27 protein-coding genes are annotated in these 25666 nt (G+C 53.0%); 22 read left to right on the plus strand and 5 right to left on the minus strand.

Annotation, left to right across the window (positions count from 1 at the left end; translation table 11 throughout):
- Positions 1-465: 465 nt before the first annotated feature.
- The 15 genes from rpmH to Q7F15_RS00075 all read left to right on the plus strand — a co-directional run bounded on the left by rpmH (position 466) and on the right by Q7F15_RS00075 (position 15443).
- On the plus strand, positions 466-600 hold the full coding sequence (rpmH, locus tag Q7F15_RS00005; RefSeq protein WP_081656608.1) for a 50S ribosomal protein L34: 135 nt from the start codon (positions 466-468) through the stop codon (positions 598-600).
- Between the two features lie 399 nt (positions 601-999).
- The gene (gene rnpA / locus Q7F15_RS00010) at positions 1000-1368 is read left to right on the plus strand and encodes a ribonuclease P protein component (RefSeq protein ID WP_171563892.1); all 369 of its coding nucleotides are present in this window, start codon (positions 1000-1002) and stop codon (positions 1366-1368) included.
- Positions 1369-1375: 7 nt separating this feature from the next.
- Complete coding sequence (gene yidD / locus Q7F15_RS00015; protein ID WP_171563893.1) at positions 1376-1600, plus strand: membrane protein insertion efficiency factor YidD; 225 nt, start codon at positions 1376-1378, stop codon at positions 1598-1600.
- Between the two features lie 40 nt (positions 1601-1640).
- Positions 1641-2408 (plus strand): membrane protein insertase YidC, encoded by a 768-nt coding sequence (gene yidC / locus Q7F15_RS00020; RefSeq protein ID WP_171563894.1) that lies wholly within the window; start codon positions 1641-1643, stop codon positions 2406-2408.
- On the plus strand, positions 2405-3034 hold the full coding sequence (gene jag, locus Q7F15_RS00025; RefSeq protein ID WP_171563895.1) for an RNA-binding cell elongation regulator Jag/EloR: 630 nt from the start codon (positions 2405-2407) through the stop codon (positions 3032-3034). The genes yidC and jag overlap by 4 nt, the downstream gene beginning before the upstream one ends.
- Before the next feature lie 235 nt (positions 3035-3269).
- A complete protein-coding gene (locus Q7F15_RS00030) occupies positions 3270-4616 on the plus strand; it encodes a helix-turn-helix domain-containing protein (protein ID WP_171563896.1) in 1347 nt (448 codons plus the stop codon).
- 330 nt (positions 4617-4946) lie between these two features.
- On the plus strand, positions 4947-6323 hold the full coding sequence (mnmE, locus tag Q7F15_RS00035; protein WP_171563897.1) for a tRNA uridine-5-carboxymethylaminomethyl(34) synthesis GTPase MnmE: 1377 nt from the start codon (positions 4947-4949) through the stop codon (positions 6321-6323).
- Positions 6324-6368: 45 nt separating this feature from the next.
- Positions 6369-8264, plus strand: a complete 1896-nt coding sequence (gene mnmG, locus Q7F15_RS00040) for a tRNA uridine-5-carboxymethylaminomethyl(34) synthesis enzyme MnmG (protein ID WP_171563898.1) — start codon at positions 6369-6371, stop codon at positions 8262-8264.
- A gap of 12 nt (positions 8265-8276) precedes the next feature.
- Entirely contained in the window at positions 8277-8993 is a 717-nt protein-coding gene (gene rsmG / locus Q7F15_RS00045; protein WP_171563899.1) for a 16S rRNA (guanine(527)-N(7))-methyltransferase RsmG, read from the plus strand.
- 360 nt (positions 8994-9353) lie between these two features.
- Complete coding sequence (locus tag Q7F15_RS00050; protein WP_230077580.1) at positions 9354-9899, plus strand: MgtC/SapB family protein; 546 nt, start codon at positions 9354-9356, stop codon at positions 9897-9899.
- Positions 9900-10491: 592 nt separating this feature from the next.
- Positions 10492-11343, plus strand: a complete 852-nt coding sequence (gene noc, locus Q7F15_RS00055) for a nucleoid occlusion protein (protein WP_171563901.1) — start codon at positions 10492-10494, stop codon at positions 11341-11343.
- 255 nt (positions 11344-11598) lie between these two features.
- Positions 11599-12357 carry a ParA family protein gene (locus tag Q7F15_RS00060; protein WP_171563902.1) on the plus strand — a complete coding sequence of 253 codons (759 nt, stop codon included), beginning with the start codon at positions 11599-11601 and terminating at the stop codon, positions 12355-12357.
- Positions 12354-13196, plus strand: coding sequence for a ParB/RepB/Spo0J family partition protein (locus tag Q7F15_RS00065; protein WP_171563903.1), 843 nt, complete (start codon positions 12354-12356; stop codon positions 13194-13196). Before Q7F15_RS00060 ends, Q7F15_RS00065 begins: the two co-directional genes overlap by 4 nt.
- An 18-nt stretch (positions 13197-13214) precedes the next feature.
- Positions 13215-14375 (plus strand): aminotransferase class V-fold PLP-dependent enzyme, encoded by a 1161-nt coding sequence (locus Q7F15_RS00070; protein WP_171563904.1) that lies wholly within the window; start codon positions 13215-13217, stop codon positions 14373-14375.
- Positions 14376-14726: 351 nt separating this feature from the next.
- Positions 14727-15443 (plus strand): DUF554 domain-containing protein, encoded by a 717-nt coding sequence (locus Q7F15_RS00075; RefSeq protein WP_171563905.1) that lies wholly within the window; start codon positions 14727-14729, stop codon positions 15441-15443.
- 164 nt (positions 15444-15607) lie between these two features.
- Here Q7F15_RS00075 and Q7F15_RS00080 read toward each other — a convergent pair whose 3' ends face one another.
- The 3 genes from Q7F15_RS00080 to Q7F15_RS00090 are packed head-to-tail and all read right to left on the minus strand — an operon-like array spanning position 15608 to position 18044.
- Entirely contained in the window at positions 15608-16471 is an 864-nt protein-coding gene (locus Q7F15_RS00080) for an arylamine N-acetyltransferase family protein (RefSeq protein ID WP_171563906.1), read from the minus strand.
- On the minus strand, positions 16468-17037 hold the full coding sequence (locus Q7F15_RS00085) for an NADPH-dependent FMN reductase (RefSeq protein ID WP_304414853.1): 570 nt from the start codon (positions 17035-17037) through the stop codon (positions 16468-16470). The genes Q7F15_RS00080 and Q7F15_RS00085 overlap by 4 nt, the downstream gene beginning before the upstream one ends.
- The gene (locus tag Q7F15_RS00090) at positions 17037-18044 is read right to left on the minus strand and encodes a DMT family transporter (protein WP_230077577.1); all 1008 of its coding nucleotides are present in this window, start codon (positions 18042-18044) and stop codon (positions 17037-17039) included. The genes Q7F15_RS00085 and Q7F15_RS00090 overlap by 1 nt, the downstream gene beginning before the upstream one ends.
- A gap of 100 nt (positions 18045-18144) precedes the next feature.
- On the opposite strand from Q7F15_RS00090, the gene Q7F15_RS00095 reads away from it, so the two are divergent.
- Complete coding sequence (locus Q7F15_RS00095; protein WP_171563908.1) at positions 18145-18906, plus strand: ArsR/SmtB family transcription factor; 762 nt, start codon at positions 18145-18147, stop codon at positions 18904-18906.
- A gap of 132 nt (positions 18907-19038) precedes the next feature.
- Positions 19039-19938, plus strand: coding sequence for a diacylglycerol/lipid kinase family protein (locus Q7F15_RS00100; RefSeq protein WP_212133339.1), 900 nt, complete (start codon positions 19039-19041; stop codon positions 19936-19938).
- Positions 19939-20006: 68 nt separating this feature from the next.
- Here the strand turns inward: Q7F15_RS00100 and yyaC are convergent, their stop codons facing one another.
- On the minus strand, positions 20007-20618 hold the full coding sequence (gene yyaC / locus Q7F15_RS00105) for a spore protease YyaC (RefSeq protein WP_171563910.1): 612 nt from the start codon (positions 20616-20618) through the stop codon (positions 20007-20009).
- 294 nt (positions 20619-20912) lie between these two features.
- Between yyaC and Q7F15_RS00110 the strand changes: the two genes are divergently transcribed.
- Genes Q7F15_RS00110 through Q7F15_RS00120 form a run of 3 tightly spaced genes read left to right on the plus strand, consistent with a single transcriptional unit; the run spans position 20913 to position 22311 of the window.
- A complete protein-coding gene (locus Q7F15_RS00110) occupies positions 20913-21188 on the plus strand; it encodes a putative Se/S carrier protein (protein ID WP_171563911.1) in 276 nt (91 codons plus the stop codon).
- A 2-nt stretch (positions 21189-21190) separates the two neighbouring features.
- The gene (locus Q7F15_RS00115; protein ID WP_171563912.1) at positions 21191-22078 is read left to right on the plus strand and encodes a mechanosensitive ion channel family protein; all 888 of its coding nucleotides are present in this window, start codon (positions 21191-21193) and stop codon (positions 22076-22078) included.
- A gap of 23 nt (positions 22079-22101) precedes the next feature.
- Entirely contained in the window at positions 22102-22311 is a 210-nt protein-coding gene (locus Q7F15_RS00120; protein WP_171563913.1) for a DUF951 domain-containing protein, read from the plus strand.
- 290 nt (positions 22312-22601) lie between these two features.
- On the opposite strand, the gene Q7F15_RS20510 is transcribed toward Q7F15_RS00120, so the two are convergent.
- Complete coding sequence (locus Q7F15_RS20510) at positions 22602-22691, minus strand: YjcZ family sporulation protein (RefSeq protein ID WP_171563914.1); 90 nt, start codon at positions 22689-22691, stop codon at positions 22602-22604.
- 340 nt (positions 22692-23031) lie between these two features.
- On the opposite strand from Q7F15_RS20510, the gene pepF reads away from it, so the two are divergent.
- Positions 23032-24945 (plus strand): oligoendopeptidase F, encoded by a 1914-nt coding sequence (pepF, locus tag Q7F15_RS00130; protein ID WP_171563915.1) that lies wholly within the window; start codon positions 23032-23034, stop codon positions 24943-24945.
- Between the two features lie 303 nt (positions 24946-25248).
- Complete coding sequence (locus tag Q7F15_RS00135; protein WP_171563916.1) at positions 25249-25443, plus strand: DUF3951 domain-containing protein; 195 nt, start codon at positions 25249-25251, stop codon at positions 25441-25443.
- Positions 25444-25666: the final 223 nt, after the last annotated feature.

The raw sequence follows: 25666 nt of genomic DNA on the forward strand, positions 1-25666 counted from the left end.
CGACTGTGGATAAAATATAGTCGAAAAATAGGGATTTCGCGCAGAGAAGCGAAAAAAAGTAGACGTTATTCGCATCATTGTGAATACAATCATTCACAACTGAGGAAAGCTGTCCACAAACTTATCCACATGCTGTGGAAAATCTGATTGTCCCAATGGAGTTATACACGTTCCAAAACAAAAACATAATAACAGATAAAAGGCACGGTATCAATGGTTTTTTCGCACTTATCCACAAACACAACCACTGGTATTGGGGACATATTCACACCCCTATATTTTGTGTACAAGCTGTAGATAACCTTGTCGAAATCTGCGAGTGTGGATAAAATGATATCCACAGGACGGGAAATAGTTTTGTGGGGATAATTTCCCTTTTGACGGCGCTGGCCGGTCTGCTTGACTTTTTAGGCAAATCTCTTTATAATGCGAAAGAATGCCTTTTGAGGACGGAGGTGTATAGGAATGAAACCAACGTTTAATCCAAATAATCGCAAACGCAAAAAGGACCACGGGTTCCGCAAGCGTATGAGCACGAAAAACGGCCGTAAGGTCTTGGCAGCCCGTCGTCGTAAAGGTAGAAAAGTGCTTTCCGCATAGGCCACAGCTACAGTGGCCTTTTTTGTATTGTGATGAGTATCAGTCGGGACATCACTTGACCGCAGGACCTGTGTCCGCAACTGGCGCCGATCGGTGCCGCTCCTTGAGAGGAACTGCCCGGAGAGAACGCGCTCGACCGGATCACCGCTGGTATGGCCGAGCGGGAGAGGGTTTTAGGGACGACCGGGAGGAGTACGGACATTGAAACGCGAGAGGGATGGGACCGGCTTTTTTCTTGGGCCTGTCTGGACGATGTATCTGCGCGGGGGATGGACGCAAAACATCTGTGCGTGCGCGGGAGGATCGGCCGGACGGGGAAAAAAGTGGGCGAAACCAGGATATACTGGTAGATGCTGCATACGTTTTCTACTATAATTATGATGTTAGGGGATGTTTACCTTGCATCGTTCGCATCGGCTCAGAAAAAATGAGCACTTCCAGGCAGTGTTTCAAAAGGGAAACTCGGCGGCAAACAAACAGTTTGTCCTGTATTGTGCCAAACAGGAGGGACAAGCCGTGTTTCGTGCCGGGATTTCCGTCAGCAAAAAAATCGGCAACGCCGTGATCCGGAACCGGGTCAAGCGGTTGATCCGCGAAGCGGTGCGCCGATTGGAAGGCGTCATCCCGCCGGACGTGGATCTGGTCATCATCGCTCGACCCGGCGTGGAAGCGATGACACTGGACGCGATTGAACAATCGCTCCTGCACGTGATGAAACGAGCCAAGGTGATCAGACATACACCCGTACATAACCAAAAAAGAGGGTGAAACGGTAATGGCGCGCTTAATGATATGGCTGATCCGCGGATACCAACTGTTTCTGTCCCCGTTGAAACCGCCTACATGCCGGTTTGCGCCCACCTGCTCGCACTACGCGATCGAGGCCATTCGCCGCTTCGGGGCGTGGAAGGGGGGCTGGTTGGCTCTGCGCCGCCTGTTGAAGTGCCACCCGTTTCATCCGGGCGGATTTGATCCTGTGCCGGATCAACGCCATTCGTAACTACGTGAACAACCGAATCAGGGAAAAGGAGGACCATCCTTTGAGAAGACGCATCCTCAGCATATCCATGCTGGCCCTGCTGGTACTGATTCTGTCGGGCTGCAACCCTCAGGCCGCTGCGCCGATCGGTCCTGACGCCACCGGCATATGGGACAAGTATTTTGTTTGGCCGCTGTCCTGGCTCATCAAAGAGAGTGCAGTGGTACTGGGGGGCAGTTACGGTTTGGGGATTTTGGTGGCCACCATCATCATCCGCCTGCTCGTGCTGCCGCTTATGGTCAAACAGATCAAGAGTTCCAAGAAAATGCAGGAGCTTCAGCCGGAACTGCAAAAAATCCGCGAGAAGTACAAAAACGATCCGCAAAAGGCCCAGCAGGAAACGCTTGTGCTGTTCCAGAAGCACAACGTAAATCCGCTGGCCGGATGTCTGCCGCTGTTGGTGCAGATGCCGATTCTGATTGCGTTTTACCACGCGATTATCCGTACGGAAGAAATCAAGAACCACACCTTCCTGTGGATGTCGCTGGGGGAAAAGGACCCGTACTACATCCTGCCGATCGTGGCGGCGATTACCACGTATCTGCAGTCCAAGATGATGGGATCGGCGGTGCAGAACAATCCGCAGATGCAGCTGATGACCATCATGATGCCGCTGATGATTCTGGCGATCGCCGTGACGTTGCCGTCCGCGCTCTCCCTGTACTGGGTGTACGGCAACCTGTTTACGATTGTGCAGACGTATTTCCTGTATCGCGATACAAACAAAGCGCCCAAAGCGCCGCGTCCTAAGGAGGGAACCTCCAAGTGAAAAAGGTGGTAGCTGCGGCAAAAACCATTGACGATGCTGTGCGTAAGGCCTTGGAAGAACTGGGCGTCACACGCGACAAGGTGAGCGTGCGCGTCCTGGAGGAGCCGAGCAGGGGATTGTTTGGGCTGTTCGGTTCGCGGGACGCCAAGGTGGAAGTGGAGGTCAATGTCGATCCGGTGGATCAGGGCCTCGCATTTCTGCAGGATGTGCTGGCCAACATGAACGTGGACGCCCGCGTGGAAACGCGTCCCGGGGAAGACGGCGTCCTGTTTGACATACAGGGGACCAACCTGGGAATCATTATCGGCCGCAGGGGACAGACCTTAGACTCTCTACAGTATCTCGTAAATGTCGTAGCAAACCGCCATGCGGACAAGCACGTCCGCATCATTCTCGATGCTGAAAACTACCGCACGCGCCGCAAGGAAACGCTGGAGCAGCTGGCCGAGCGGGTGGCCAGGAAGGCTGTCGCCACCAAGCGCTCCGTCCGGCTGGAACCGATGTCGGCTGCGGAACGGAAAGTGATTCACTCGTTTTTGCAAAAGCGAGCGGATGTGGTCACCTACAGCGAAGGGGACGAACCCAACCGCTGCATCGTGATCGCGCCTAAAGAAGCCTCCCGGTAGGCTTCTTTTTTTATGCCCGGCAAGTCGCCCGGGTGACAGACGGCATGGTAGCAGCATTGGCTTACATTTGTTCGCCGTGACTCCCTTTTCACTTTTTTTGCGTAAAACATTAGAAGACGAAGGATGATAACCGATAAGGAAAGTAGAGAACGTTTCCCGCCAGTAAGTATGGGAGTACACGCTTGTAAGCAATGCATGGGAAAAATTCCTAACGTTTAGCTAGGGGGCTTCTGCCATGGGGTTTGGAGACTTTGCAGATGTGCTTCTCAGATACAGGTATCAGGAAAATATCACGGTTGATGAACTGGCGGAACGGGCAGGCGTCAGCAGGAGCGTCCTGTCTCGGATTGAATCCGGGGAAACAAAACGGCCCAGCTTTGCCACCTGGAAAAAGATCGGGAACGCATTACATATTCCCTACGGATTGGTAATCAGTACGTATCTGGATGTAACAGAACGGGCGGAAACATTGAAATTCCTGCTCCAAGAAGCCATCGCACACAATAACAAAACCGTCATCGAAAAGGCAGCCCAAAAATTGCTGGACACCCCCAAAATGCAAACATTTCTTGCTCTCGACCACCTTTTCCAAACGGCAAATGGTACGGACGATCCTGCCATAAAACTGGTATTGTACGATGTGCTCATTGAATATACCAGAAAGAATGGGATTCCCTATTACTTGGCGAAGGGGCTTTATGAGCGGTACTTACTTGAGCGGGACGAATTCGCTCGCTTGGAAGAAACGTATCAAAGAGGAAAAGAAATGCTGCATTACCTTGAATGGCTTCAGCCGGCAGAGCGGATTGCGGCGTATTTTCGACTGGGCGTACATGCCTACGTTTTGGACCATTATTACGATTGCATTGAATTGTGCAGCAAATGCATTCGGGAAGATCACGAAGACAGCAGGCAAAAAGCCTCCGCTTTGATCGCCATCGTCAATTCATATCTTGACCTGGGTGATCTCGTACTTGCCGAGGTGTACTTGAAAGAGTACGAAAACAGCAAATTTGCGGACTTCCGCAAAAAACATCTTCGGGCTCTGCTTTACGCAAAAAAAGGACAGCACGAAGAAGCGATTGCGCTTTATCAAGAGTGCCTGCAGGAAGCAGAACGCGACGGGCGCATCAACGTTGTCACCGATCTTCTGGACGTCTGCCTGGAGACCGGCAGAAACGACTTGATGAAAGAACTTATCGCTGCTGAAGATCAGTTTTTTCCTGCCGACATCACCTCTCACCCGCAACGGATCAAACAAACAGCCAAGTATCATTTGCAAAAAGGAAAATGTCAGATCTCGATCGGACAGATTACGGAAGGATTCGATACCCTGTTGAAAAGCATCAGCTATTATCGGCAATTAGGCTCCTTCGCGAAGGTGGCCGCCTGTATCGGTCTTTTTATTGAATATCATCGCATGAATGAAAGAAATTTATCATTTGAACATATGGAAATCATTGTGAAAGAGTTGAGTCCATATCGGGGAAGCCAAGCTGTTGAAGTGTTGCAGGCTCAAGCTGCGGAACAACTGTCGGCGGAACCGCACGAACGTACAGATGAAAAGCGGTGTCCAACGTAGAACTCGTATTGGCTGATGTATTACTCTATCCCCTTGCAATAAGAATGCAGATTCTTGTTGTGAGGGTCTTTTTTTGTTTTCTCGATTTCATGAAGGATGATGCGCCTGTGGATAGTGCGATTGGATGCCGTTTCAGTCGACCATACTGTGGATAACGTGCCGGGCAGGAAATCTCGCGTGTAGTACAGAACAGGGGAACGGCATGTCCAGATGTGGATGATTCTTCGAAAAGGGTGAGCAAAGCGTTTCGTGCTTGGATTTTTGCAGGTGGTTCTGCTATGCTAAGAAGTTAGTACTGATTCGTCAGCGGAAAGCTTGAGGTGAAACAGCGTGGAATTTGACACCATCGCAGCGGTTGCGACCCCCATGGGGGAGGGCGGGATTGCGGTGATTCGCGTCAGTGGCCCGGACGCAATCGAAGTTGTGGATAAGATATACCGGGGCAAGCGGAAGTTGTCCACTGTGGACAGCCACACGATTCATTACGGACATCTGTACGATCCACAGACCGGCGAGCGAGTGGAAGAAGTGCTGGTCTCGGTGATGCGTGCACCGCGGACGTTTACGCGGGAGGACGTGGTGGAGGTGAACTGCCACGGCGGGATCGTGTCCGTGGAACGGGTACTGGAGCTGATACTGGACAACGGTGCTCGCCTGGCGGAGCCCGGGGAGTTTACGAAGCGTGCGTTTTTGAACGGACGCATCGATTTGTCCCAGGCCGAAGCGGTGATTGACCTGATCCGCGCCAAGACGGACAAGGCAATGAAAGTAGCGCTCAACCAGGTGGAGGGGAAACTGTCCCAGCTGATTCGCAAGCTGCGGCAAAACCTGATTGAGGCCATGGCCCACATCGAGGTGACACTGGACTACCCGGAGCACGATGTGGAAGAAGTAACGCAGAACTTTTTGCGCGAAAAATGCACAGAGGTCAAACAGGAGATCGGCCGACTGCTGCAGACGGCCCGACAAGGAAAGATCCTGCGCGAGGGGCTGTCCACGGCGATTATCGGCCGGCCCAATGTCGGCAAATCGTCGCTCTTGAACAGCCTGGTGCAGGAGGAAAAGGCGATCGTCACCGACGTGGCGGGCACGACCCGGGACGTCATCGAGGAATACGTGAATGTGCGCGGCGTGCCGCTGCGCTTGATTGATACAGCCGGCATTCGCGAGACGGAGGACATCGTGGAAAAGATCGGCGTGGAAAAGTCGCGGCAACTGCTGCAGCAAGCCGATCTCGTGCTGCTGGTGCTCAATTACAACGAGTCGCTCACGCCTGACGACTACGCCATTTTTGACGCGGCCAAAGGATTCCAGGTGATCGTCATCATCAACAAGGTGGACCTGCCGCAACGCATCGACCTGGATGAAGTGAGACGGCACTTCCCCAATCGGCCGCTCATCCTGACCTCGGCCAGGGAGGAGACAGGCATTGATCAGCTTGAGCAGGCGATTGCCGATCTCTTTTTTAGCGGCCGCGTACAGCAGGACGACCTGACCTACGTGAGCAACGCCCGTCATATTCAACTGCTGCGCCAGGCGGAACAGGCCATTGACGATGCGATCAGCGGCATCGACAACCTGATGCCGATCGATATGGTGCAGATCGACATCAAAAAGGCGTGGGAATTGCTCGGCGAAGTGATCGGAGAGAGTGTGGGCGAAGATTTGATCGACCAGATATTCTCCCAGTTTTGTCTGGGCAAGTGAAAAAACAAGAGAGTGCGCCCATACTGGAGAGTAAGGAGGAAAACCATGAACGCAACCTACGAAGCGGAATCGTATGACGTCATAGTAATTGGTGCGGGTCATGCCGGCTGCGAGGCAGCGTTGGCGGCGGCGCGCATGGGATGCAGCACGCTGCTGTTGACCATTAACCTGGATGCGGTTGCCTTTATGCCGTGCAACCCGTCTGTCGGCGGGCCGGCCAAGGGGCATGTCGTACGCGAAATCGACGCCTTGGGCGGAGAGATGGGCAAAAATACAGACAAAACGCACATTCAGATGCGGATGCTGAACACGGGCAAAGGTCCGGCTGTTCACGCCCTGCGCGCGCAGGCAGACAAATTTGCCTATCAGCATCAGATGAAACACACGATTGAGCAGACTCCCAACCTGGTCCTGCGTCAGGCGATGGTGGATGAGCTGATCGTCAACAACGGCGTCTGCGAAGGGGTGATTACGCAGACGGGAGCCCGCTATTCGGCGAAAGCGGTTGTCCTGACCACCGGAACGTATCTGCGCGGGAAAATCATTCTGGGCGATCTCCAGTACGAAAGCGGTCCAAACAACATGCGGCCGTCGATCCGTCTCGCCTATCATCTGCAGGAATTGGGCTTTGAGATGGTTCGCTTCAAGACCGGGACGCCGCCGCGTGTGCACAAGAGCAGCGTCGACTTCTCCAAGATGGAGATTCAGCCCGGCGACACCGTGCCGCGCGCGTTTTCGTACGAGACCACCGAGTTTATCATGGATCAACTGCCGTGCTGGCTGACCTATACCAATGAAGAAACACACCGGATGATCAACAACAACCTGCATCGCGCGCCGATGTACTCCGGCATCATCGAGGGAACGGGGCCGCGCTATTGTCCGTCCATCGAGGACAAGGTGGTGCGTTTCAGCGACAAGCCGCGGCACCAGGTGTTCCTGGAGCCGGAGGGACGTCACACCGAAGAGATGTACGTGCAGGGGATGTCCACCAGCTTGCCGGAAGACGTGCAGTTGGCCATGCTGCGTTCCATGGCCGGCCTGGAAAATGTAAAAATGATGCGGCCGGGGTACGCCATCGAGTACGACGCGATTGTGCCGACACAGCTGTGGCCGTCGTTGGAAACCAAACTGGTGGAAGGGCTGTTCACAGCCGGTCAGATCAACGGTACGTCCGGCTATGAAGAGGCAGCCGGCCAAGGCTTGATGGCCGGGATTAACGCTGCGCGAAAAGTACAGGGAAAACCGCCGATCATTTTGGGGCGGGAACAGGCGTACATCGGGGTGTTGATCGACGACCTGGTGACCAAAGGAACCAATGAACCGTACCGGCTGCTCACTTCCCGGGCAGAATACCGGCTGCTGCTGCGACACGACAACGCTGACCTGCGCCTGACCGACATCGGTTACGAGATCGGCCTGATCAGCGAAGAGCGCTATCGCAAGTTCTGCCGCAAACGGGAACTGATCGAGAAGGAAAAGGAACGAATCATGAACACCCGCGTCCGTCCGGATATGCCGCACGTGCAGGAAGTGCTGCGCGCGGCCGGTACACCGGAATTGACGGAAGTGACCGACCTGGCCCAACTGCTCCGCCGTCCGGAAATCACCTATCAGCACATCATCCAAATGGTGCCGACTTCGGAACCAGTGCCGGAAGATGTGGCAGAGCAGGTGGAAATCCAAATCAAGTACGACGGCTACATCCGCAAGTCGCTGCAGCAGGTGGAACGGATGAAAAAGATGGAGGAACGCCGCATTCCGGACGACATTGATTACCATCAAATCTCCGGCTTGTCCAAAGAAGCGCAGGAAAAAATGAGCAAAGTCCGTCCGCTGAATATCGGGCAGGCATCCCGCATATCCGGCGTAAACCCGGCAGACATCTCCGTATTGATGATATATCTGGAGCAGTACAATCGCGTGAGAACGGCCGAGTAAGGAGACGAAGGCATGAACAAGGAGCAATTTGCCGAGGCGCTGGCAGCAAAGGGCATCGTGCTGTCCGCCCGCCAGTTGGAGCAGTTTGACGCGTACTACCGCCTGCTGGTGGAGTGGAATGAAAAAATGAACCTGACTGCGATTACCGAAGAAGGACAGGTGTACGTGAAGCATTTTTACGACTCGATTACGCCTGCCTTCTACTTTTCCTTTGATCAGGTGGAGTCTGTGGCAGACATCGGCGGAGGGGCGGGATTTCCCAGCATCCCGTTGAAAATCTGCTTTCCTCATCTCAAGATGACCATCATTGACTCGCTGAACAAACGGATGACCTTTTTGAATCACGTTGCCGCCGAACTTGGTCTGGAAGACGTATATCCGGTCCACGGCCGGGCGGAGGAGCGCGGACAGGAAGCGGCGTATCGGGAGTCGTTTGATCTCGTGGTGGCCCGCGCGGTCGCTCGTCTGAACGTGCTGGCCGAGTATTGCCTGCCGTTCGCCCGCGTCGGCGGTCATTTCATCGCGTTGAAGGGAGCCGATATCTCGCCGGAACTGAACGAGGCGAAAAAGGCAATCAAGACCCTGGGCGGCAAGACGAAAAAAGTAGAGACGTTTCAACTGGTGGAGGAAGCGGGGGAGCGCAACATCGTCATCATTGAAAAACTGGGCGCCACCCCGAAAGGTTATCCGCGCAAGCCGGGCACCCCTGCCAAAAAACCGCTGCTGTAGAAGCAGGCGGCAGCGGGGCGGCTGCGGGATCACCGACGTTATTGGAGACCAGAGGGCTATGGCACAACGCTGTGGCCCTTTTTTGGCAGAGGGGAATGATTGCAAGCTGCCCAAGCGGCAAACGCATGGTGAAGAATCAGCCGAATCGAATCTGTCTGCTGGCAGGCTTGGGAACACCGTTGGGGACACCGGAATCGCCTCCGCCTGTACTGAAAAAAACATGTTTGGCCCAGTGAGCCGCCAGTGCTTTTTTAAAGCGGACAGCCGTTCATTGATAAAAGCCGATTAGTCCGCATACTTTCAAAGAAAGCAGTCTTTTTTCGCAAGAGACGATCGCATGAACGGGAGGTTGAGAGGGAAATGGATACGCTTCATGCAACTTTTTTCCCGCCGGAACTGCCTACGATTTTGCTTCGACTGTTTTTGGCGTTTGTGACCGGAGCCATTATGGGATTGGAACGAGAGCGTTTCATCAGAGGAGCCAATCGGCAGCGGGGAGCAGGATTCCGCACGTACAGTCTCGTCTGCTTCGGTTCATGCCTGTTTGGACTTGCTTCCATCTACGGCTTTTCGAGCAGTGGTGTAAACAACGATCCAGGCCGCGTAGCCGCCCAGGTGGTTACCGGCATGGGCTTTTTGGGCGCAGGGGCGATTATCAAGTTTAACGGTACGGTTAAAGGGCTGACGACGGCGGCGGGCATGTGGGTGGCTTCGGCCATCGGTTTGATGTTCAGTGCCGGCATGTACATCACGGCAATCATTGCGGCATTTTTTGCTTATCTGACGCTTGATTTCCACCGCTTGTTCCCCCATTTGTTCAACTTCCGGAGCCGGCAGGAGCCAGGAGATGACGATTATGAATACGAACATCAGGAACAGGAAGGTAACAAGCAAGACAGTAATTGATGTTTCACGTGAAACACGTTTCCGCAGCAGGAATTAAACGGACCGTGCAGAATAATTAGGAAAGAAGAAGACTGTAAGACAGATACGCATGTGCCACGGCGTCAACGATTTGGTAAAAAATCCGCAGGAAAAGCACTCGACTGCATCACAGAGACGACGTCGACTGTTTTGCTGTTTCAGAAAAAAGATAAACACACGTCACGATGATTTGCCTGGAGCAGTAGATATACGCTTGGCTGATGAAGCATGATCATTCTTGGAAGGACTACTCCAGCAGGTGTTCTTCCTGTTTCAACACGCAAATGCTTCAGTGATGCGCAGCCTGAAACAGCAGGATGAACCATTCACAATAGAAGGATCGACAGCTTTAAAAAGCGACGATCAGACGATCAAAAGTTTTTCTTTCGACCGTATCACCCAACCCAGCAACGTGTGAGCTCGCCAGACCGATACGGGAAGAAAATGTTCCGAAATCCAATAATGATGACGGCTGCGTCGAACGGCTCAGGCGGAAGTTTTGTCAACCAGGGAATCGTCACGTCTTGTTTAGCACAGCGGCTGATGGAACGGTTGGAAGTGGGGGATGCAAACCATGGCAGTTAAAGATTCATTTTCTCGCATTTTCGGGTTGACGGACAAAACAGACAATGAAGAAATACGACAAATACCCGTTGATGAAATCGTACCCAATCCATATCAGCCTCGGACGGTATTTGATGACGAAAAAATCGATGAACTGTGCCAAACCATCCGCACGCATGGATTGATTCAACCGATTGTCGTTCGCTTGCGAAACAACCGATACGAGTTGATCGCTGGGGAGCGGCGTTGGCGTGCGACGAAAAAGCTGGGGATGGAGCGTATTCCGGCAATTATCAAGGATTTTAACGATACCCAGACAGCTTCGATCGCCTTGATTGAAAACCTGCAGCGCGAAGGCTTGACGGCCATTGAAGAAGCCATCGCGTATCAGAAGCTGATTGACCTGCACAACCTGACGCAGGAAAGCCTGGCGCAGCGTTTGGGCAAAGGGCAGTCCACCATCGCCAACAAGCTGCGGCTGCTCCATTTGCCGCAGGAGATTCAGGATGCCCTGCTCACCCGAAAAGTGACGGAGAGACACGCGCGCGCTTTGATTCCGTTGAAGAATGCCGATTTGCAGCGCAAAGTCCTGCAGGAAATTCTGGAGCGGGAATGGAACGTCAAGCAGACGGAGACGCGGGTAAAGCAGCTCCTGGAGGCAGCAGAACAACCCAAACAGGAAAAAGAGGCAAAGCCAAAGTGGAAAGCTTTTTCCCGGGATGCGCGCATCGCTATCAACACGGTGCGTCAGTCCATTGACATGGTGCTGCAGACCGGTCTGGCAGTCGAGACGAATGAAGAGGACCACGAGGAATACTATCAATTTACTATTCGCATTCCCAAACGGATGGAAGGGAAATAGACCTAATAGAGGTGCACAAGGATTTCCAATGGGGAAAGGACACGATGATCGAATCGTTCCGTAAAGCAGGAACACGGTGGCGGACAACAGCCGCCTTTCTTTTTGGCTCTCGTCCCATTTTGATGATTTGGGAGGACGAAGAGGCACTTCGGGCCCTTGGGTGGAAAAATGTTTCAATTCTAAATTCCAGCGTACGACTCTGGATTAAATCTGGTAACATGGTTAGTAGAATGGTGTAAAAATGAGGTGGAGAAGTTGGGTAAAATCATTGCGGTAGCAAACCAGAAAGGTGGCGTAGGAAAGACGACCACGTCCGTCAACCTCAGCGCTTGTTTGGCTACGTTGGGAAAGAAAGTGCTGCTGGTGGACATTGATCCGCAGGGGAACGCAACCAGCGGGATTGGTGTGAACAAAGCGGATGTGCGCTACTGTATCTACGACGTGCTCATCAATGATGTCAGCCCCGTAGATGCCACGTTGCCCACTGACATCAATGGTCTGATGATCATCCCTGCTACCATTCAATTGGCCGGTGCGGAAATTGAGCTCGTCCCAACCATCTCGCGTGAGGTTCGGTTAAAAAAGGCACTGGAAGTCGTCAAAGACAAATACGATTACGTCATTATCGATTGTCCGCCTTCGCTCGGAATCCTGACGGTGAATTCCCTGACGGCGGCGGATTCGGTGCTGATTCCGATCCAGTGTGAGTACTATGCGCTGGAAGGATTGAGCCAACTGCTGAACACGATCCGCCTGGTTCAGAAACATTTGAACTCTCAGCTGACGATCGAAGGCGTCGTTCTGACCATGCTGGATGCGCGTACCAACCTGGGACTGCAGGTAATTGAAGAAGTGAAGAAGTACTTTCAGGAAAAGGTGTACAAGACGATTATTCCCCGCAATGTGCGCTTGAGTGAAGCGCCGTCGCACGGACAGGCGATTATCACGTATGATCCGCGCTCTCGCGGAGCGGAAGTGTATACCGACTTGGCGAAGGAAGTGGTAGGGGTATGAGCAGGGGCTTAGGGAAAGGTTTGAACGCGTTGATCACGTCCAATCTCATTGAAGAGGGTGAGAGCGTAACGGAGATCGCCGTCGGAGATATTCGTCCCAACCCGTATCAACCACGGAAAGAGTTTGAACCGACAGCGATCGAAGAACTGGCTCAGTCGATCAAGGAACACGGTATCATTCAGCCGCTGATTGTGCGAAAAAGCATCAAAGGCTATGAATTGGTGGCGGGAGAACGGCGATTGCGGGCAGCCAAATCGGTCGGATTGAAAAAAGTGCCCGCCGTGGTCAAGGCGTACTCCGACCAACAGTTGATGGAGATTGCCCTGATCGAAAACCTTCAGCGGGAAGATCTGAATCCGCTCGAAGAAGCGGAAGCGTACGAAAAGCTGATCGCTCATCATTCGTATACGCAGGAACAGTTGGCCCAAAAGATCGGCAAGAGCAGACCGCACGTGGCCAATATGCTGCGCCTGCTACAGCTGCCCAAAAAGATTCGCGAAATGGTGTCAGCGTCAGAGCTGTCGATGGGACATGCCCGTGCATTGTTGTCCGTGGAAAAGGAAACGGTACAACTCCAGCTTGCCAATGATGTCGTCAAAAAGGGATTGAGTGTGCGGCAGTTGGAGGAAATGGTGAAACAACTGAATGTTTCACGTGAAACACCGAAGAAGAAAAAGCCCAAAAAGGAACCCCAGCTCATGGAACTGGAGGAACGTTTGCGCAGCCGTCTTGGCACATCGGTGAAGATTAAAAAGGGAACCAAACGGGGGAAAATCGAGATCGACTTCTACTCGCAGGAAGACTTGCAGCGCATATTGGACATTTTGTATGTGGAGTAACCCCATAAGGAGGAAGCAATGCGGATCATTTACCTGGACAATGCTGCTTCTACCTGGCCCAAACCGCCCGGGGTAAAGGAAATGATGGCTGAGGTGCTTGATGAGTTTGCGGCCAATCCGGGCAGAGGCGGGCACGCGTTGGCGATGAAGGCGAGCAAGACCGTGTTTCGGACGCGGGTGCAATTGGCTCGGTTGTTTGGGATTCAAAACCCGAATAACCTCTTTTTTTATCTCAATGCGACCCAGGCGCTGAATCAAGCGATCAAAGGGTTTTTGAAAGAAGGGGACCATGTCGTCACATCGTCGATTGAGCACAACTCCGTGCGCCGTCCGCTGGAGTACATGCGTCGGACCAAACAGGTGGAAATAACCTATGTGGAACCGAGAGACGACCAACGGTTTCACGCGGAAGATTTTGATCGGGCGATCACGCCTAAAACGAAACTATTGGTGGTCAGCCACGCCTCCAATTTGACCGGGGTGATTCTGCCGGTCGCCGAATTGGGGGAAGTGGCGAAGCGGCACGGTGTCGTATTGCTTGTGGACGCGTCCCAATCGGCAGGGGTCTTGCCGATCGACGTGGAGCAAATGAACATCGGCATGCTGGCATTCCCCGGACACAAGGGACTTTACGGGCCCCAGGGGACCGGCGGCCTGTACGTTCACGAGTCAATAGATCTGGAGCCGCTGATCCACGGAGGGACAGGCAGTCAATCAGAAGCAATCGAACAGCCGACGACCAGGCCGGACCGCTATGAGAGCGGAACAGTCAACACGACGGGATTGGCTGGTCTGTTGGCCGGAGTGACGTTTGTCATGGAAAAAGGCGTGGAAGCCATTCGTGCACATGAGTGGGAACTGACGAAGCGGACGATATCGGGACTGCAGGAGATTCCGGGAGTGGAATGGTACGGACCGGGCATTGAAACGGAAAGAGTCGGCGTCGTTTCCTTTAACATCGCAGGCGTTGATGCTGCGGAGGCGTCTTTTATCCTGGATCAGCAGTACGGGATTGCGACGCGGGCCGGCTACCACTGCTCGCCGCTGGGACACCAGACCGCAGGAACGGAACAGCGAGGAGCCGTGCGGGTCAGCTTTGGCGTCTTTAATACGGAGGAAGACGTAGACGCGCTGCTGGAAGCGGTCCGCGAGATTGCGTCCGCGTTCAACCCGGCGTAGGCGGAAGAGGCCACGTTGCCTGCTCAGGTGATGACCGGCAGAGTCCCTGGTGAGACAGAGATTCTGACATGATTGCACCGGCAACAACCAGATGGAAATTCCGCGAACGGCATGAAACAGCAAGGAGAGAACGCTTGAGGAGGAACATAAGAAGGCGGCTGTGCCTTCGCGGCAGCGCTTTGCAGGGAAAGGCGAAAGAGGGAATAACGGCAGAGTGAAAACAGCTTTGTACATATGTGCAGAAGAGGCTGTTTCGAATGCCCTGTGTAAAAGCCCCCGGTAAAAGCACCGCGTACAGAAATGGCAAAACGGAGTTCTTCCAAAAGCTGCGATCACAGAGGAGTGGAGAACGTGTTTTTGTTGGGGACACTGGTAAATACGCTTGCCATTGCGGCGGGAGCATTGCTGGGGCGCTTGTTGTCCGGCATCCCGGAATCAATCCGGCAGACGGTGATGCAGGGGATTGCTCTTGCCGTTATCGTGCTGGGAGTGAAAATGAGCCTGGATACGAACAACATTTTGATCATGATTGTCAGCATCGTGCTGGGCTCGATCATCGGAGAACTGATGGGCATCGATAAAAACCTGAATCGCTTGGGCCAATGGCTGGAGAAAAAGATGGGGGGAAACCGACAGGGGACAATCGCTACCGGGTTTGTAACGGCAACGCTGGTGTACTGCATCGGTGCCATGGGCGTGTTGGGTTCGTTGGACAGCGGTTTGCGCAACAACCACGACATTTTGTACACGAAATCTATGCTGGATGGCTTGTCGGCGATCATCTTTTCATCGACATTGGGCATAGGCGTCATCTTCTCCGCGATTCCCGTCTTTCTCTATCAGGGAACGATTGCCCTGTTGGCCACACAAATCAACAGTCTGGTCAGCCCGGCGATGCTGGAGGCCATCCTGGCGGAGGTAACGGCGGTAGGGGGATTGATGATTATCGCGATCGGCATCAACATTTTGGAATTGCGGAAAATCAATGTCGCCAATATGCTGCCTGCACTGGTAATTGCGGCAGTGAGTGTTCCGCTTGTGGAGTGGTTGGACACCTTCTTCAAATAACGTGGACGAATTATTCCTTTGGCCGCAAATAAATGCAGAGTCAATATGTGTGTAGAAAACCGTGCGGGCAATTGCATGGCAACCATGACCACAAATAGAGGACCGTCAGGGAACGAAACATATCCCTGACGGTTTTTTTGCAACGAAACTGGATTGGTCCCCGTTTATTTTTGATTCGCTTTTTTCCATTCCTCATGGTAGTTCCATACCCGATTCCATAGATCGTCACGCTCCAGCTTGCTATAATTGACCAAATGCTCCTGAAACACATCTCCCAGCACTTCCAGCCATTGCGATTTTGTACGGAGTTCGATTTTCTCAATCCCATCGATTCCCCGCTTGTTCCATATACAGCCTCTCAATTCATTACTGCCCGTGGCGTGTCTGTGCCGAACAAGAAACAGCTTATACCAGGGTGACTCCGGCGACGTGCTGTAAAATTCGTGTTTGGGTTTGAACTCTTCCAGGTCCTCCAAGTCATCAGGAGCAAAATCTACACCGACAAACGATGCGTTCGGGTCATGAACAAGCCGCCAACCGCCTTGAACGACGCCGGAGCTCTCAACCTGGTAGCGCAGCGGCCCTTGTTCGTAAGTGCCGATCTGCAGCGGGATTGGTTCATAGGGCATATCGCCCAATCCCACATCGACGATGTATCGCTGTTCTTGTTGCTCTTCATTCGGCAGGCTGACGGTTAACCCGAGGTGAAAGGAATTGATCCGAGGTTCCTGCCCCAGAGGCTGGACGCCGGCTCTATGCCAAAAAACCCGGAAGCCAAGCGAACGAAGAAGCACACTGAATGCGCCGTTCAAGTGAAAGCAATAACCGCTGCGGTTACTCAGCATGAGCCGGACGCACTCATCCAGATCGATCGGAGCCGGTCTGCCGGCGACGATATCAATGGTTTGCCAGGAGATGGATGCCACATGCGCTCTGTGAAGCTGCGTGAGGTAAGACAAGGTTGGCGGCTGTATGTCCTCAATGCCGATTCTTTTCAAGTATGTTTTGATTTCAGCGGGGGTCATCATGATTCCATCATCACTTTCCTAGGTTGTGTGTCGTTTCCCAACTTCCTCACGAGTTCGATAAATTGTTCAACGGCTTGATCAATGCGCTGTAATATCTCCGGATCTCGAGGAGCCCCATCCCGATCAAAGAGGGGGTGACCGTCCCCGATCGAGATCCATTCCGGACTTAGAATACCGTGAAGATTCCGGATGATGCTTTGCAAATGGACAAGTGAACTCACACCGAGACGCCCGCCTGCCGAGCTTACGGTCAATACCGGCTTGCCCGCTACGTGGCTGTTATCCAAATAATCCAGCGCATTCTTCAACGAACCGGAGATGGAACCATGGTATTCGGGAGTTGCCAGGATGAGGCCGTCAGCTTGTTTGACTGATCTGATCATAAAATCTGCTTCCGGGTGAACATCTTCCGCATCGGGGGAAAAGAGCGGCAGCCGCACAACCGCCAGATCGATAAAGGAGACCTGGATGTTTCGGGCTTTCAGAATGGTTTCGATATAACGAAGCACACTTGTACTTGTCGCGTTTTGCCGGTTGCTCCCGGCGATCATGGCAATGTGCATCATTATGACCTCGCTTTGCTTGTTTTTTTCAGCTGCTTTGCTGATGTGCTAGAAACATTCCACGGCATATTCACTCCAATGACCCCGGAGATAATCAGGACAGCGCCGCATAGATGACTCCAAGTAACGCTCTCCTCCAAGATCAACGCACCCGCTCCGATGGCGATAATCGTGGACAAGTGGGAGAATACGCTCATCTTGGCGGCTTCCATCCGGGATAAGACAAAATTGGCCATATAGGCAGTTGCCACTTGAATCAAGCCAAGACAGCTGATCAAGGCGATAAAGACACCGCTGGAAAGAGGAGCGACAAAGGTATCAATCGTTCCTGCCGCAGCATGGATGCCAAGGGATGCAGTCAAAAATGAGACGAATGCGATCCCCACCATAAAAAAACTGATTTCCATAGCACTGAAATGTCTGGTGACCAATCGGGCCAGCACGTTGTACCCGGCTAATGTGACACATGCGAGAACGAGCAAGGCGATGCCGGTGGTCCGCGACCAGTCGCTTGCGCCATTCATGGTATAAATGAACACAATGCCGCTCGCAGACAGAAGAAGAGAGAGCTTCTGCATCAAGGTGGTCGTTTCTTTTAAAAAGACGGAAGCAAATATCATCGTGACGGCTGGCGTCATGGCGCTGATGATGCCGCCTTCCGCAGACGCAGCATGCTGGAGCCCATATGTTTGCAGCACGAAGTAAGCGATTGGGTATAAGGAGGCCAGCAGCAGCAAGGAAAACAGCGGTTTGCCGCGGTAGCCCAGTTTGAAGAATCCAAAGATCGCCGGGACAATCATGACCGCAAAAGCGACGGCGAAACGGTAGGTCAACGTATCGAGAGGAGTAGCGAAGGTCAACGTCAGTTTGACAAGCAGAAACGTTACGCCAATCACCGCCGCATTCAGAATGGCAACGAAATAAGCAAGTTTCAGCTGCCAAATCACCCCCAGGAGTTGCAACGTGATGGTTGCCGGCAGAACATCCCGTGCGTCATAATATGTGACCAAATGGTCACTTTTAATATATGTTACTATATGGTAACATGTCAATGGTTATTGATATGTTTTACCATTGCCTAGTTCGTGGACATCATGGAGGCATTTCCATATGGACGATATATTTAAAGCACTGGCCGATCCCAGCAGGCGAACACTGTTGGACCTGTTGTATGAAAAGGATGGCCGAACATTACATGATCTCTGCACTCATCTGCAGATGTCCCGATTCGGCGTTATGAAGCATCTTCGCATTCTGGAGGAAGCGGGCCTGCTTACTACGTGTAAGGTAGGGCGGGAGAAGTACCACTACTTGAACCCTGTAGCCATTCGCCAAATCTACGACAGGTGGGTAAGCAAGTACGCCGAACCGTGGGTGTCGGGATTAAGCCTGCTAAAAAAAGAGATGGAGAGTGGACCCGCCATGGAACAAAAGCCCAGGCATATTAACCGCATTGCGATCAAAACAAATCCGGAACAGGTCTGGAACGCGCTGACCAATCCTTCGCTGACTTCTCAATATTGGTATAATGGAATGATTAAAGGTGAATTCAAAGCAGGCTGTCCGTATGAGATATGGAATCCCCAAGGGCAGCTGCAGGCAAAAGGGGAGTTTCTTGTCGTGGAGCCGCCCCGTCGGCTGGTGATGACATGGCAACTGCTTGTGCAAGCCGACACCGCGGAGGAGAAGCCATCACGTTTGACTTGGGAGATCGAGCCGCATGCTGAGTTTGCCGGAGTGACATTGGTGACTGTCGTGCACGACGAGTTTGAGGAAGCACCAAATACATCCCGTGTATTGGAAGAGGGATTGCCGATCGTTCTGTCCGGTATGAAAACATTGATCGAGACAGGCAGGTCATTAACTTCCTAATCCAGCTAAAGCCGAGCGGTGTCAGGGTGAATCCCTGATAACATGCTCGGTTTTTGTTTTATGATGATGATGAACGGGATCATATGATAATACAGTCATAAACTCAAGTAACTTCGCGGGGGAGAGGGCAGAATGCTTGGATTCATTGTGAATCCCGTTTCGGGGAACGGCAGGGGAGCAATGGTATGGAAGCAGCTGGAGGAGGAATTGAGGCAGAGGAACGTCGCGTACTTGGTGCGTAAGACGTCCATGGCGGGCGAAGCGAAGCAGCTTGCCGTGGACGTGCTGCAAAACGGAAGCGTAACCGGAATTGTGGCAGTGGGCGGTGACGGAACGGTCAATGAAGTGGTAAACGGAATTCACGAATCGCAGGTTGCCTGTGCGTTTGGCCATATTCCGGCGGGATCGGGGAACGACTTTGCCCGCGGACACAATTTGCCGCGCGATCCGCTCCAGGCGTTGGAGAAGATTTTGCAAGGAAATGTAACCAAAACGATTGATGTGCTCCAGCTCAACGGAATGGTGGCGATAAATTCCGTTGGCGCCGGATTGGACGGTCAGGTGGCAGTAACGGCAAACCGGGCGCGCTATAAACGGTGGCTGAACAAGATCAAGCTGGGAGTCCTGGCTTATTTCCTTGCAGTTGTGCGCGTTCTGCTCACATACAAGCCCTGCTCGGTGACGGTTGTGATCGACGACCGTCAGGAGACGCTGGAAAACGTCTGGCTGATCGCTGTTGCAAACATATCCAGTTACGGTGGAGGGATGCAGATTTGTCCAGATGCGGTTCCGGACGACGGCCGAGCAGACATCTGTGTGGTCAGCCACGCCAGCCGCTGGAGCCTGCTTCGGGCCTTTCCGCTGATTTATACGGGCAAACATGTACATCATCCGGCGGCTCGCTTTTTTCGCGGCTCTACCATCACCATTCAATCGGAACGACCAATGGTGGTGCATGCCGACGGCGAAATGGCGGGCGTTACGCCGATCACCGTGAATGTGGCCAGGCGGCGATTGACCATCTTGTCATAACAGCAAAAAGACTTGTATTCCCCGTAAGGAAACAAGTCTTTTTTTTATCAGAATGGTTGAAGCGTTTCTTACTCTTGCAGCGCCGTGCCCAGTTTGTTTTGATCCCCGGAAACAATCAGCGCGGCCTGAAACAGGGCATTGGCGATAATCTCCGCCATGCGCATGACCACGTAGAGCCGGGTGTTTTGCAGGACGAAATACTCCATGAAACCACCGACGTTGACGATGCCGGTAATGTGAAAGGTACCGACCGAGGGCAGGTCCTTTTTTACGCCGGCGCCTGGCTTCAGGGGCCCGTCCGCCACGTTGATATTGCCCACATTGCTAAACTGGCCGAGACAGGCGTCGATGGCGATGAGCAGTGCCTGTGGATGGGTCCGGTTAATTTCATCCAGTTTTTCGCGGAGATTCATGGCGTGCACGGGTTCTTCCAGGGTTCCGTATACGTGCAACAGGTGGTGCGTGCGGGCTTTCAATTTGCTGCCGACCAACGGCCCAAGCGCGTCGCCGGTAGAACGGTCGGTTCCGATGCAGAGGATGACGATGTCGTCGCGTTGCGTTTTCAGGAGGATGCGCTGCGCCAGGTGTTGAGCCAACTGATCTGCGGCGGTTTCATTTCGATACTCGACGGTAAACGGTGGCAAGGAGCTGTCCTTGCGCTGGCTATCAAACAGGTTCATGACTACCCCCAAGTCTCGCGTCGTTCAAGGCCGATAACACCGAATGCGGTTCACACCAAAAGTATTCACAGTATAGTACCGGACGGGTTTTTTTATACCAGCTAATACAAAGGTTGCGGCTGTTTTGAACGCTCTGGATAGTGAAACAACGACAGGCAAAGCGTGATGGGCCTGTTTCATTTCTATGCCTTGACGCATTACCCGCAGAAGCAATTCTTTACAACCGGGGAAACTGGCGCGGTTGTATCCGAACAGGTACAATGGGAACAGAAAAAGTGGAGGGAGGGGCTCGATGTGGAAGGCGAGACTGTACTGATCGCGTTCGATTCCACCCAGCAGGCACTGCGGGCGGAGATGCTGCTGGAGTATGCCGATATCGACATTGACACTCGTCCGACCCCGAAAGAAATCACGGCCGGCTGCGCCTTGTCCATTGAGTTCCCGCTGGCTGATTACCGGCAGGCCAGAGAAATCATCGAAGGGCAGCATGTAGAAATTCGCGGCTACTTTCGCTTGTTTTCCGACTGCTACCACGAAATCGACGAACACGGAAACAGGAAGGAGCAGTAAACGTGACAGAGGAAATTGCCAAACAGGAGCGATGGTTTGAGACGTTGTATGCGCAAGCGAGCGCTTACCTGACCAATCCCGACACATGGATCACAATCGGAGCGATCGTCCTGAAAATCCTGCTGATTATCATCTTGTCCCGCATCGTGGTGGCGCTCGTCCAGGCGGCGGTAAACCGGGTGTTTCAACATCGGCGGGGGAGCAAGCTGCAGATCGAGCAGCGGCGGGTCGACACGCTGCGGGTGCTGGTGAACAACGTCGCTCGTTACTCGATCTATTTTTTGGCCATCTTGCTGACACTGCAGCAGTTGGGCGTCGACCTGCGTCCCGTGCTGGTCAGCGCAGGGGTGCTGGGGCTGGCAGTCGGGTTTGGCGCGCAAAGCCTGGTGCGCGACGTGATCACCGGCTTCTTCATCATTTTTGAAGATCAGTTCGCCGTGGGCGATGTGGTCACGATCAACAACATGACGGGTACGGTGCAGGAGATCGGCCTGCGGATCACCCGGATTCGCAGTTGGACGGGGGAGGTTCACATTTTCCCCAACGGCAGCATCACGCAGGTGACCAACTATTCGCTGCAAAACACGTTGGCGGTCGTGGACGTATCGGTTGCCTATGAAGAGGATCTGGACAACGTCGAACGCGTCCTGAAAGAGATCATCAAAAAGGCGCAGGACGAAGTACCGGATATCGTCGCGGAACCGCAATTGCTTGGCGTTCACGCCTTCGGTCCGATGGAAGTGATCATGCGCGTGACGGCGGAATGCAAACCGAACACCCATCACGGTGTGAGCCGCAAGCTGCGGGCGATGATCAAGCGGGAGTTCGACGCCCGCGGCATCGAAATTCCGTATCCGCGGTTGGTGTTCCAGCCAAAAGGACAAGCCTGACAAGAGGAAAAGGAGGGAGAAGCATGGAACGTAAGCAGTTTGCCCTGGGGGACATCGTGCAGATGAAAAAGCCCCATCCATGTGGGACAAACGCCTGGAAAGTAATCCGCATGGGTATGGACATCCGCATTAAATGCACCGGGTGCGAACACAGCGTGATGATCCCGCGTCTGGAATTTGAGCGGAAAATGAAAAAAGTGCTGGTTCGGGCAGAGGAACAGCCGGAATCGTAACCGTTCACGGCTGGAATGCCGGGTCGGCGAAAACGATGGCAAGCACAGCAAAATCGAACAAGCGAGCACAAGGAAAGAGGATGCGACGCGTCACAGGTTGCATCCTCTTTCGTTTGGTCAATGATGGCAAAAGGCAAGGGACCCGGTCGGTTGCCGTCTGGCCTTGCGCAACACCTCGTGTGGTTACCCTCTCGATATTCAGGCAAAGCCGCTGTCGAAGCGATGCCGGGGATGGATATGCTCGCTTCAAACGGTTGTACACCTTATATAGCTTGGATAGCGCGGGGACGTTACTCGCAGTCACAACCAACGATAACAAGCAGGATGAAGAGAACCAGCACAAGCGCGAAACCGTCGAAGCGGCCGTTGAAGATACCCACTAGCTAACACCTCCTACCCTGGATTCATTACCTATGCTATGTCAGAGGAGAGGAGGCGGTATGGGCGTTTGTCACGCTGCGCGGAAATTAAGTTATACACAATACTATCCACAAAAATGTGGACAACCAGGTCGTTTTTCCGGGAATTTGCCGCTAAAACTGTGGATAACCATACGATGCGCCAAATATTATTCACAGTTTTATTCACAAACAATGCAAATCTTTGGATAAATAGTATTAAATATTTTAAATATTTTTATTAGTAAGAAGGAATTTAGGGGGAGGGATATAATTACAGTATTTAGCAAAGATATAACATAAAGAAAAGGGGCGATTCTGTGTGAAAAAGCATGCGTTGGCATCTTTGACGGCGCTGGCAATCGCGTTGACGACCGTATCTTCCCCGTTTATCCCGTACAGCACGGCGGCGGTGGCGGCTGCGGCTGAAGCGCCCGTTTACAAATCCCGCGCCGAAATTCCCGACAAATACAAATGGAAGTTGGATCATATCTACCCGACTGTTCAGGACTGGGAGAAGGACGTCGCCAAGGTGGAAGCGCTGGCAAATGCGTTTACCAAGCATCAGGGCAAACTGGGCCAATCGGTGCAATCGCTGCTGCAGGCGTTGGACGACTACAGTGCGCTGATGCGCTTGAACGACAAGGCGTACGTCTACGCCAACATGGCTCTGGACGTCAACTCGGCAAATCCCGAACTGCAAAAGCTGGCCGACCGGGCGGAAAAAATGAACACGCTGGTCTCCGAAAAGACCTCGTGGATGCAGCCGGAGATCGTCGCCATTCCGGACAGCAAGATGAAGAGCTTCCTGGAAGCCAAGGAATTGGCGCCGTACAAAATGATGCTGGAGGACATGATCCGCACCAAACCGTACTCGCTGCCCAAAGAGATGGAGGAATTGCTGGCCAAATCGTCGCCGCTGGGCAACTCGCCGACCAACATCTACAGCATGCTCTCCAAGGACGTGAAATTTCCAAAAATCAAGGACGAAAAGGGGAATGAAGTGCAGTTGACGCGGGCCAACTTCGTCTCCTATCTGGAGAGCAAGGACCCGCGGGTGCGGAAAGATGCGTTCAAGGCATACTATCAGGCGCTGACAGACTTCCAGGACACTTTTGCCCAGACGCTGGCAGCCAAAGTAAAAGCGGACAACTTTTACGCCCAGGCGCGCAATTACGGCTCTGCGCTGGAGGCCAGCCTGACGCCCAACAACATCCCTACGAAAGTGTACGACGAACTGATCGAAACCGTGAACAAAAACCTGCCGCTGTTGCACCGCTACATCGCGCTCAAGAAGAAAATGCTCGGCGTCAAGGAATTGCACATGTACGACATTTACGTGCCGATCGTGCCGTCTGACGACAAGTACATTCCGTACGAGGAAGGCAAGAAGATGGTCATCGACGGACTGCAGGCGCTGGGGGACGACTACGTGAAGGTGCTGGCCGAGGGCCTGGAAGGCGGCTGGGTGGACGTCTACTCCACCGACGACAAGCGCAGCGGGGCGTACCAGTGGGGAGCGTATGACACGCACCCGTACGTGCTGCTCAACTACCAGGGCACGCTGGACGACGTGTTTACGATTGCCCACGAAATGGGCCACGCGATGCAGTCGTACTACACCAACAAGACGCAGCCGTACATCACGTCCAACTATCCGATCTTTACGGCGGAAGTGGCGTCCACGATGAACGAAACGCTGCTGTTCAAGAGCATGTACGAAAAGGCCAAGACCAAGGAAGAGAAAATGTACCTGCTCAATCACTACCTGGAGAACTTCCGCTCCACGCTTTTCAGACAGACCCAGTTTGCCGAGTTTGAGCGGTTGATTCACGAGAAGGAACAGGCGGGTGAATCGCTCAACGCCGAAGCGCTCAAGCAGATTTATCTGGACCTCAACAAGAAGTACTACGGCAAGGACATGGTCTCGGACGAGGAAATCGCCATGGAATGGGCGCGTGTACCGCATTTCTTCAACTACCGCTACTACGTCTACCAATACTCCACCAGCTTCGCCGCTTCCCAGGCTCTGGCCAAACAGGTGCTGGACGAAGGCAAACCGGCAGTCGACCGCATTCGCAAAAACTTCCTCGAAGCAGGAAACTCCGCGCCGCCGATCGAGGTGTTGAAAGCGGCAGGCGTGGACATGTCCACTTCCAAGCCGATCGAACAGGCGATGGAGATCTTCGAGGAGACGCTCAACGAGCTGGAAAAGCTGGTCAACGAAAAGAATTAGTGCAGGAGAAACTCCCTTCGGCAGTGAAGGGAGTTTCCGTGTGTAGACAAAGTTGGTGGCGCATGGGTGATCGGGCCCGCTGGCTCTCTTGACGCCCAGCAAAGAAGTAGATGATGTCCGCTTCAAAACGCGACGCGGGCAGGGGGCAAACATCTGGGTGTTTCGACGAAAGGAAACTTGTGCCCCCTGTTTTTCCCTGCGTCTAGCGTTTTTCCGCTGAGCAGGTCGTCAAAGGAGCTCGCTTGGCCCATCACTCCATGCCATGTACTTTGTCTTCAGCTTCGGTTGATGAAGGTGAAACAAATGAGTGTAATCCCGTTGTTGTTTACCTTCGTTATCGCATCAGGATTACTGTGGTTGATTTATAAGTCGATTAAAAAAAACAAGCTGCCAAGCAGGACAGATTATACCCCTTTTGACGATATGATGTCCGGTCGAGTTGGCAAAGATCCATTGAGTTCTTTTATGCAGCAAAAGGATGAAAATGAAAAACAGTAAATGATGACGTAACACGCGCCCTCGTATTCAGCAGTGGCGTTTCATTTTTGTGTTGTGTTCAGGACTGGTTTTATCAAACAGGACAAGTATAAATAGCCCCTGTCCCGCAAGAAAGGGAGCTTTTTTTGTCCCAGCACAGGATGCTAACGTAAGTAGCGTAAAAGACGCTCACAGACGCAACCGCATGCAGGGATATGCTGCCACAAGGAGACAATTGTATTCT

This window comes from Brevibacillus aydinogluensis (assembly GCF_961514395.1).
GTDB lineage: Bacteria > Bacillota > Bacilli > Brevibacillales > Brevibacillaceae > Brevibacillus > Brevibacillus aydinogluensis.

What these genes read in the sequence shown, in the direction of transcription:
- rpmH (WP_081656608.1), top strand. Translation starts at nt 466, where the DNA reads ATGAAACCAACGTTTAATCCAAATAATCGCAAACGCAAAAAGGACCAC.
- yidD (WP_171563893.1), top strand. Translation starts at nt 1,376, where the DNA reads ATGGCGCGCTTAATGATATGGCTGATCCGCGGATACCAACTGTTTCTG.
- Q7F15_RS00030 (WP_171563896.1), top strand. Translation starts at nt 3,270, where the DNA reads ATGGGGTTTGGAGACTTTGCAGATGTGCTTCTCAGATACAGGTATCAG.
- mnmG (WP_171563898.1), top strand. Translation starts at nt 6,369, where the DNA reads ATGAACGCAACCTACGAAGCGGAATCGTATGACGTCATAGTAATTGGT.
- rsmG (WP_171563899.1), top strand. Translation starts at nt 8,277, where the DNA reads ATGAACAAGGAGCAATTTGCCGAGGCGCTGGCAGCAAAGGGCATCGTG.
- Q7F15_RS00050 (WP_230077580.1), top strand. Translation starts at nt 9,354, where the DNA reads ATGGATACGCTTCATGCAACTTTTTTCCCGCCGGAACTGCCTACGATT.
- noc (WP_171563901.1), top strand. Translation starts at nt 10,492, where the DNA reads ATGGCAGTTAAAGATTCATTTTCTCGCATTTTCGGGTTGACGGACAAA.
- Q7F15_RS00065 (WP_171563903.1), top strand. Translation starts at nt 12,354, where the DNA reads ATGAGCAGGGGCTTAGGGAAAGGTTTGAACGCGTTGATCACGTCCAAT.
- Q7F15_RS00070 (WP_171563904.1), top strand. Translation starts at nt 13,215, where the DNA reads ATGCGGATCATTTACCTGGACAATGCTGCTTCTACCTGGCCCAAACCG.
- Q7F15_RS00080 (WP_171563906.1), bottom strand. Translation starts at nt 16,471, where the DNA reads ATGATGACCCCCGCTGAAATCAAAACATACTTGAAAAGAATCGGCATT.
- Q7F15_RS00085 (WP_304414853.1), bottom strand. Translation starts at nt 17,037, where the DNA reads ATGATGCACATTGCCATGATCGCCGGGAGCAACCGGCAAAACGCGACA.
- Q7F15_RS00095 (WP_171563908.1), top strand. Translation starts at nt 18,145, where the DNA reads ATGGACGATATATTTAAAGCACTGGCCGATCCCAGCAGGCGAACACTG.
- Q7F15_RS00100 (WP_212133339.1), top strand. Translation starts at nt 19,039, where the DNA reads ATGCTTGGATTCATTGTGAATCCCGTTTCGGGGAACGGCAGGGGAGCA.
- yyaC (WP_171563910.1), bottom strand. Translation starts at nt 20,618, where the DNA reads ATGAACCTGTTTGATAGCCAGCGCAAGGACAGCTCCTTGCCACCGTTT.
- Q7F15_RS00120 (WP_171563913.1), top strand. Translation starts at nt 22,102, where the DNA reads ATGGAACGTAAGCAGTTTGCCCTGGGGGACATCGTGCAGATGAAAAAG.
- Q7F15_RS00135 (WP_171563916.1), top strand. Translation starts at nt 25,249, where the DNA reads ATGAGTGTAATCCCGTTGTTGTTTACCTTCGTTATCGCATCAGGATTA.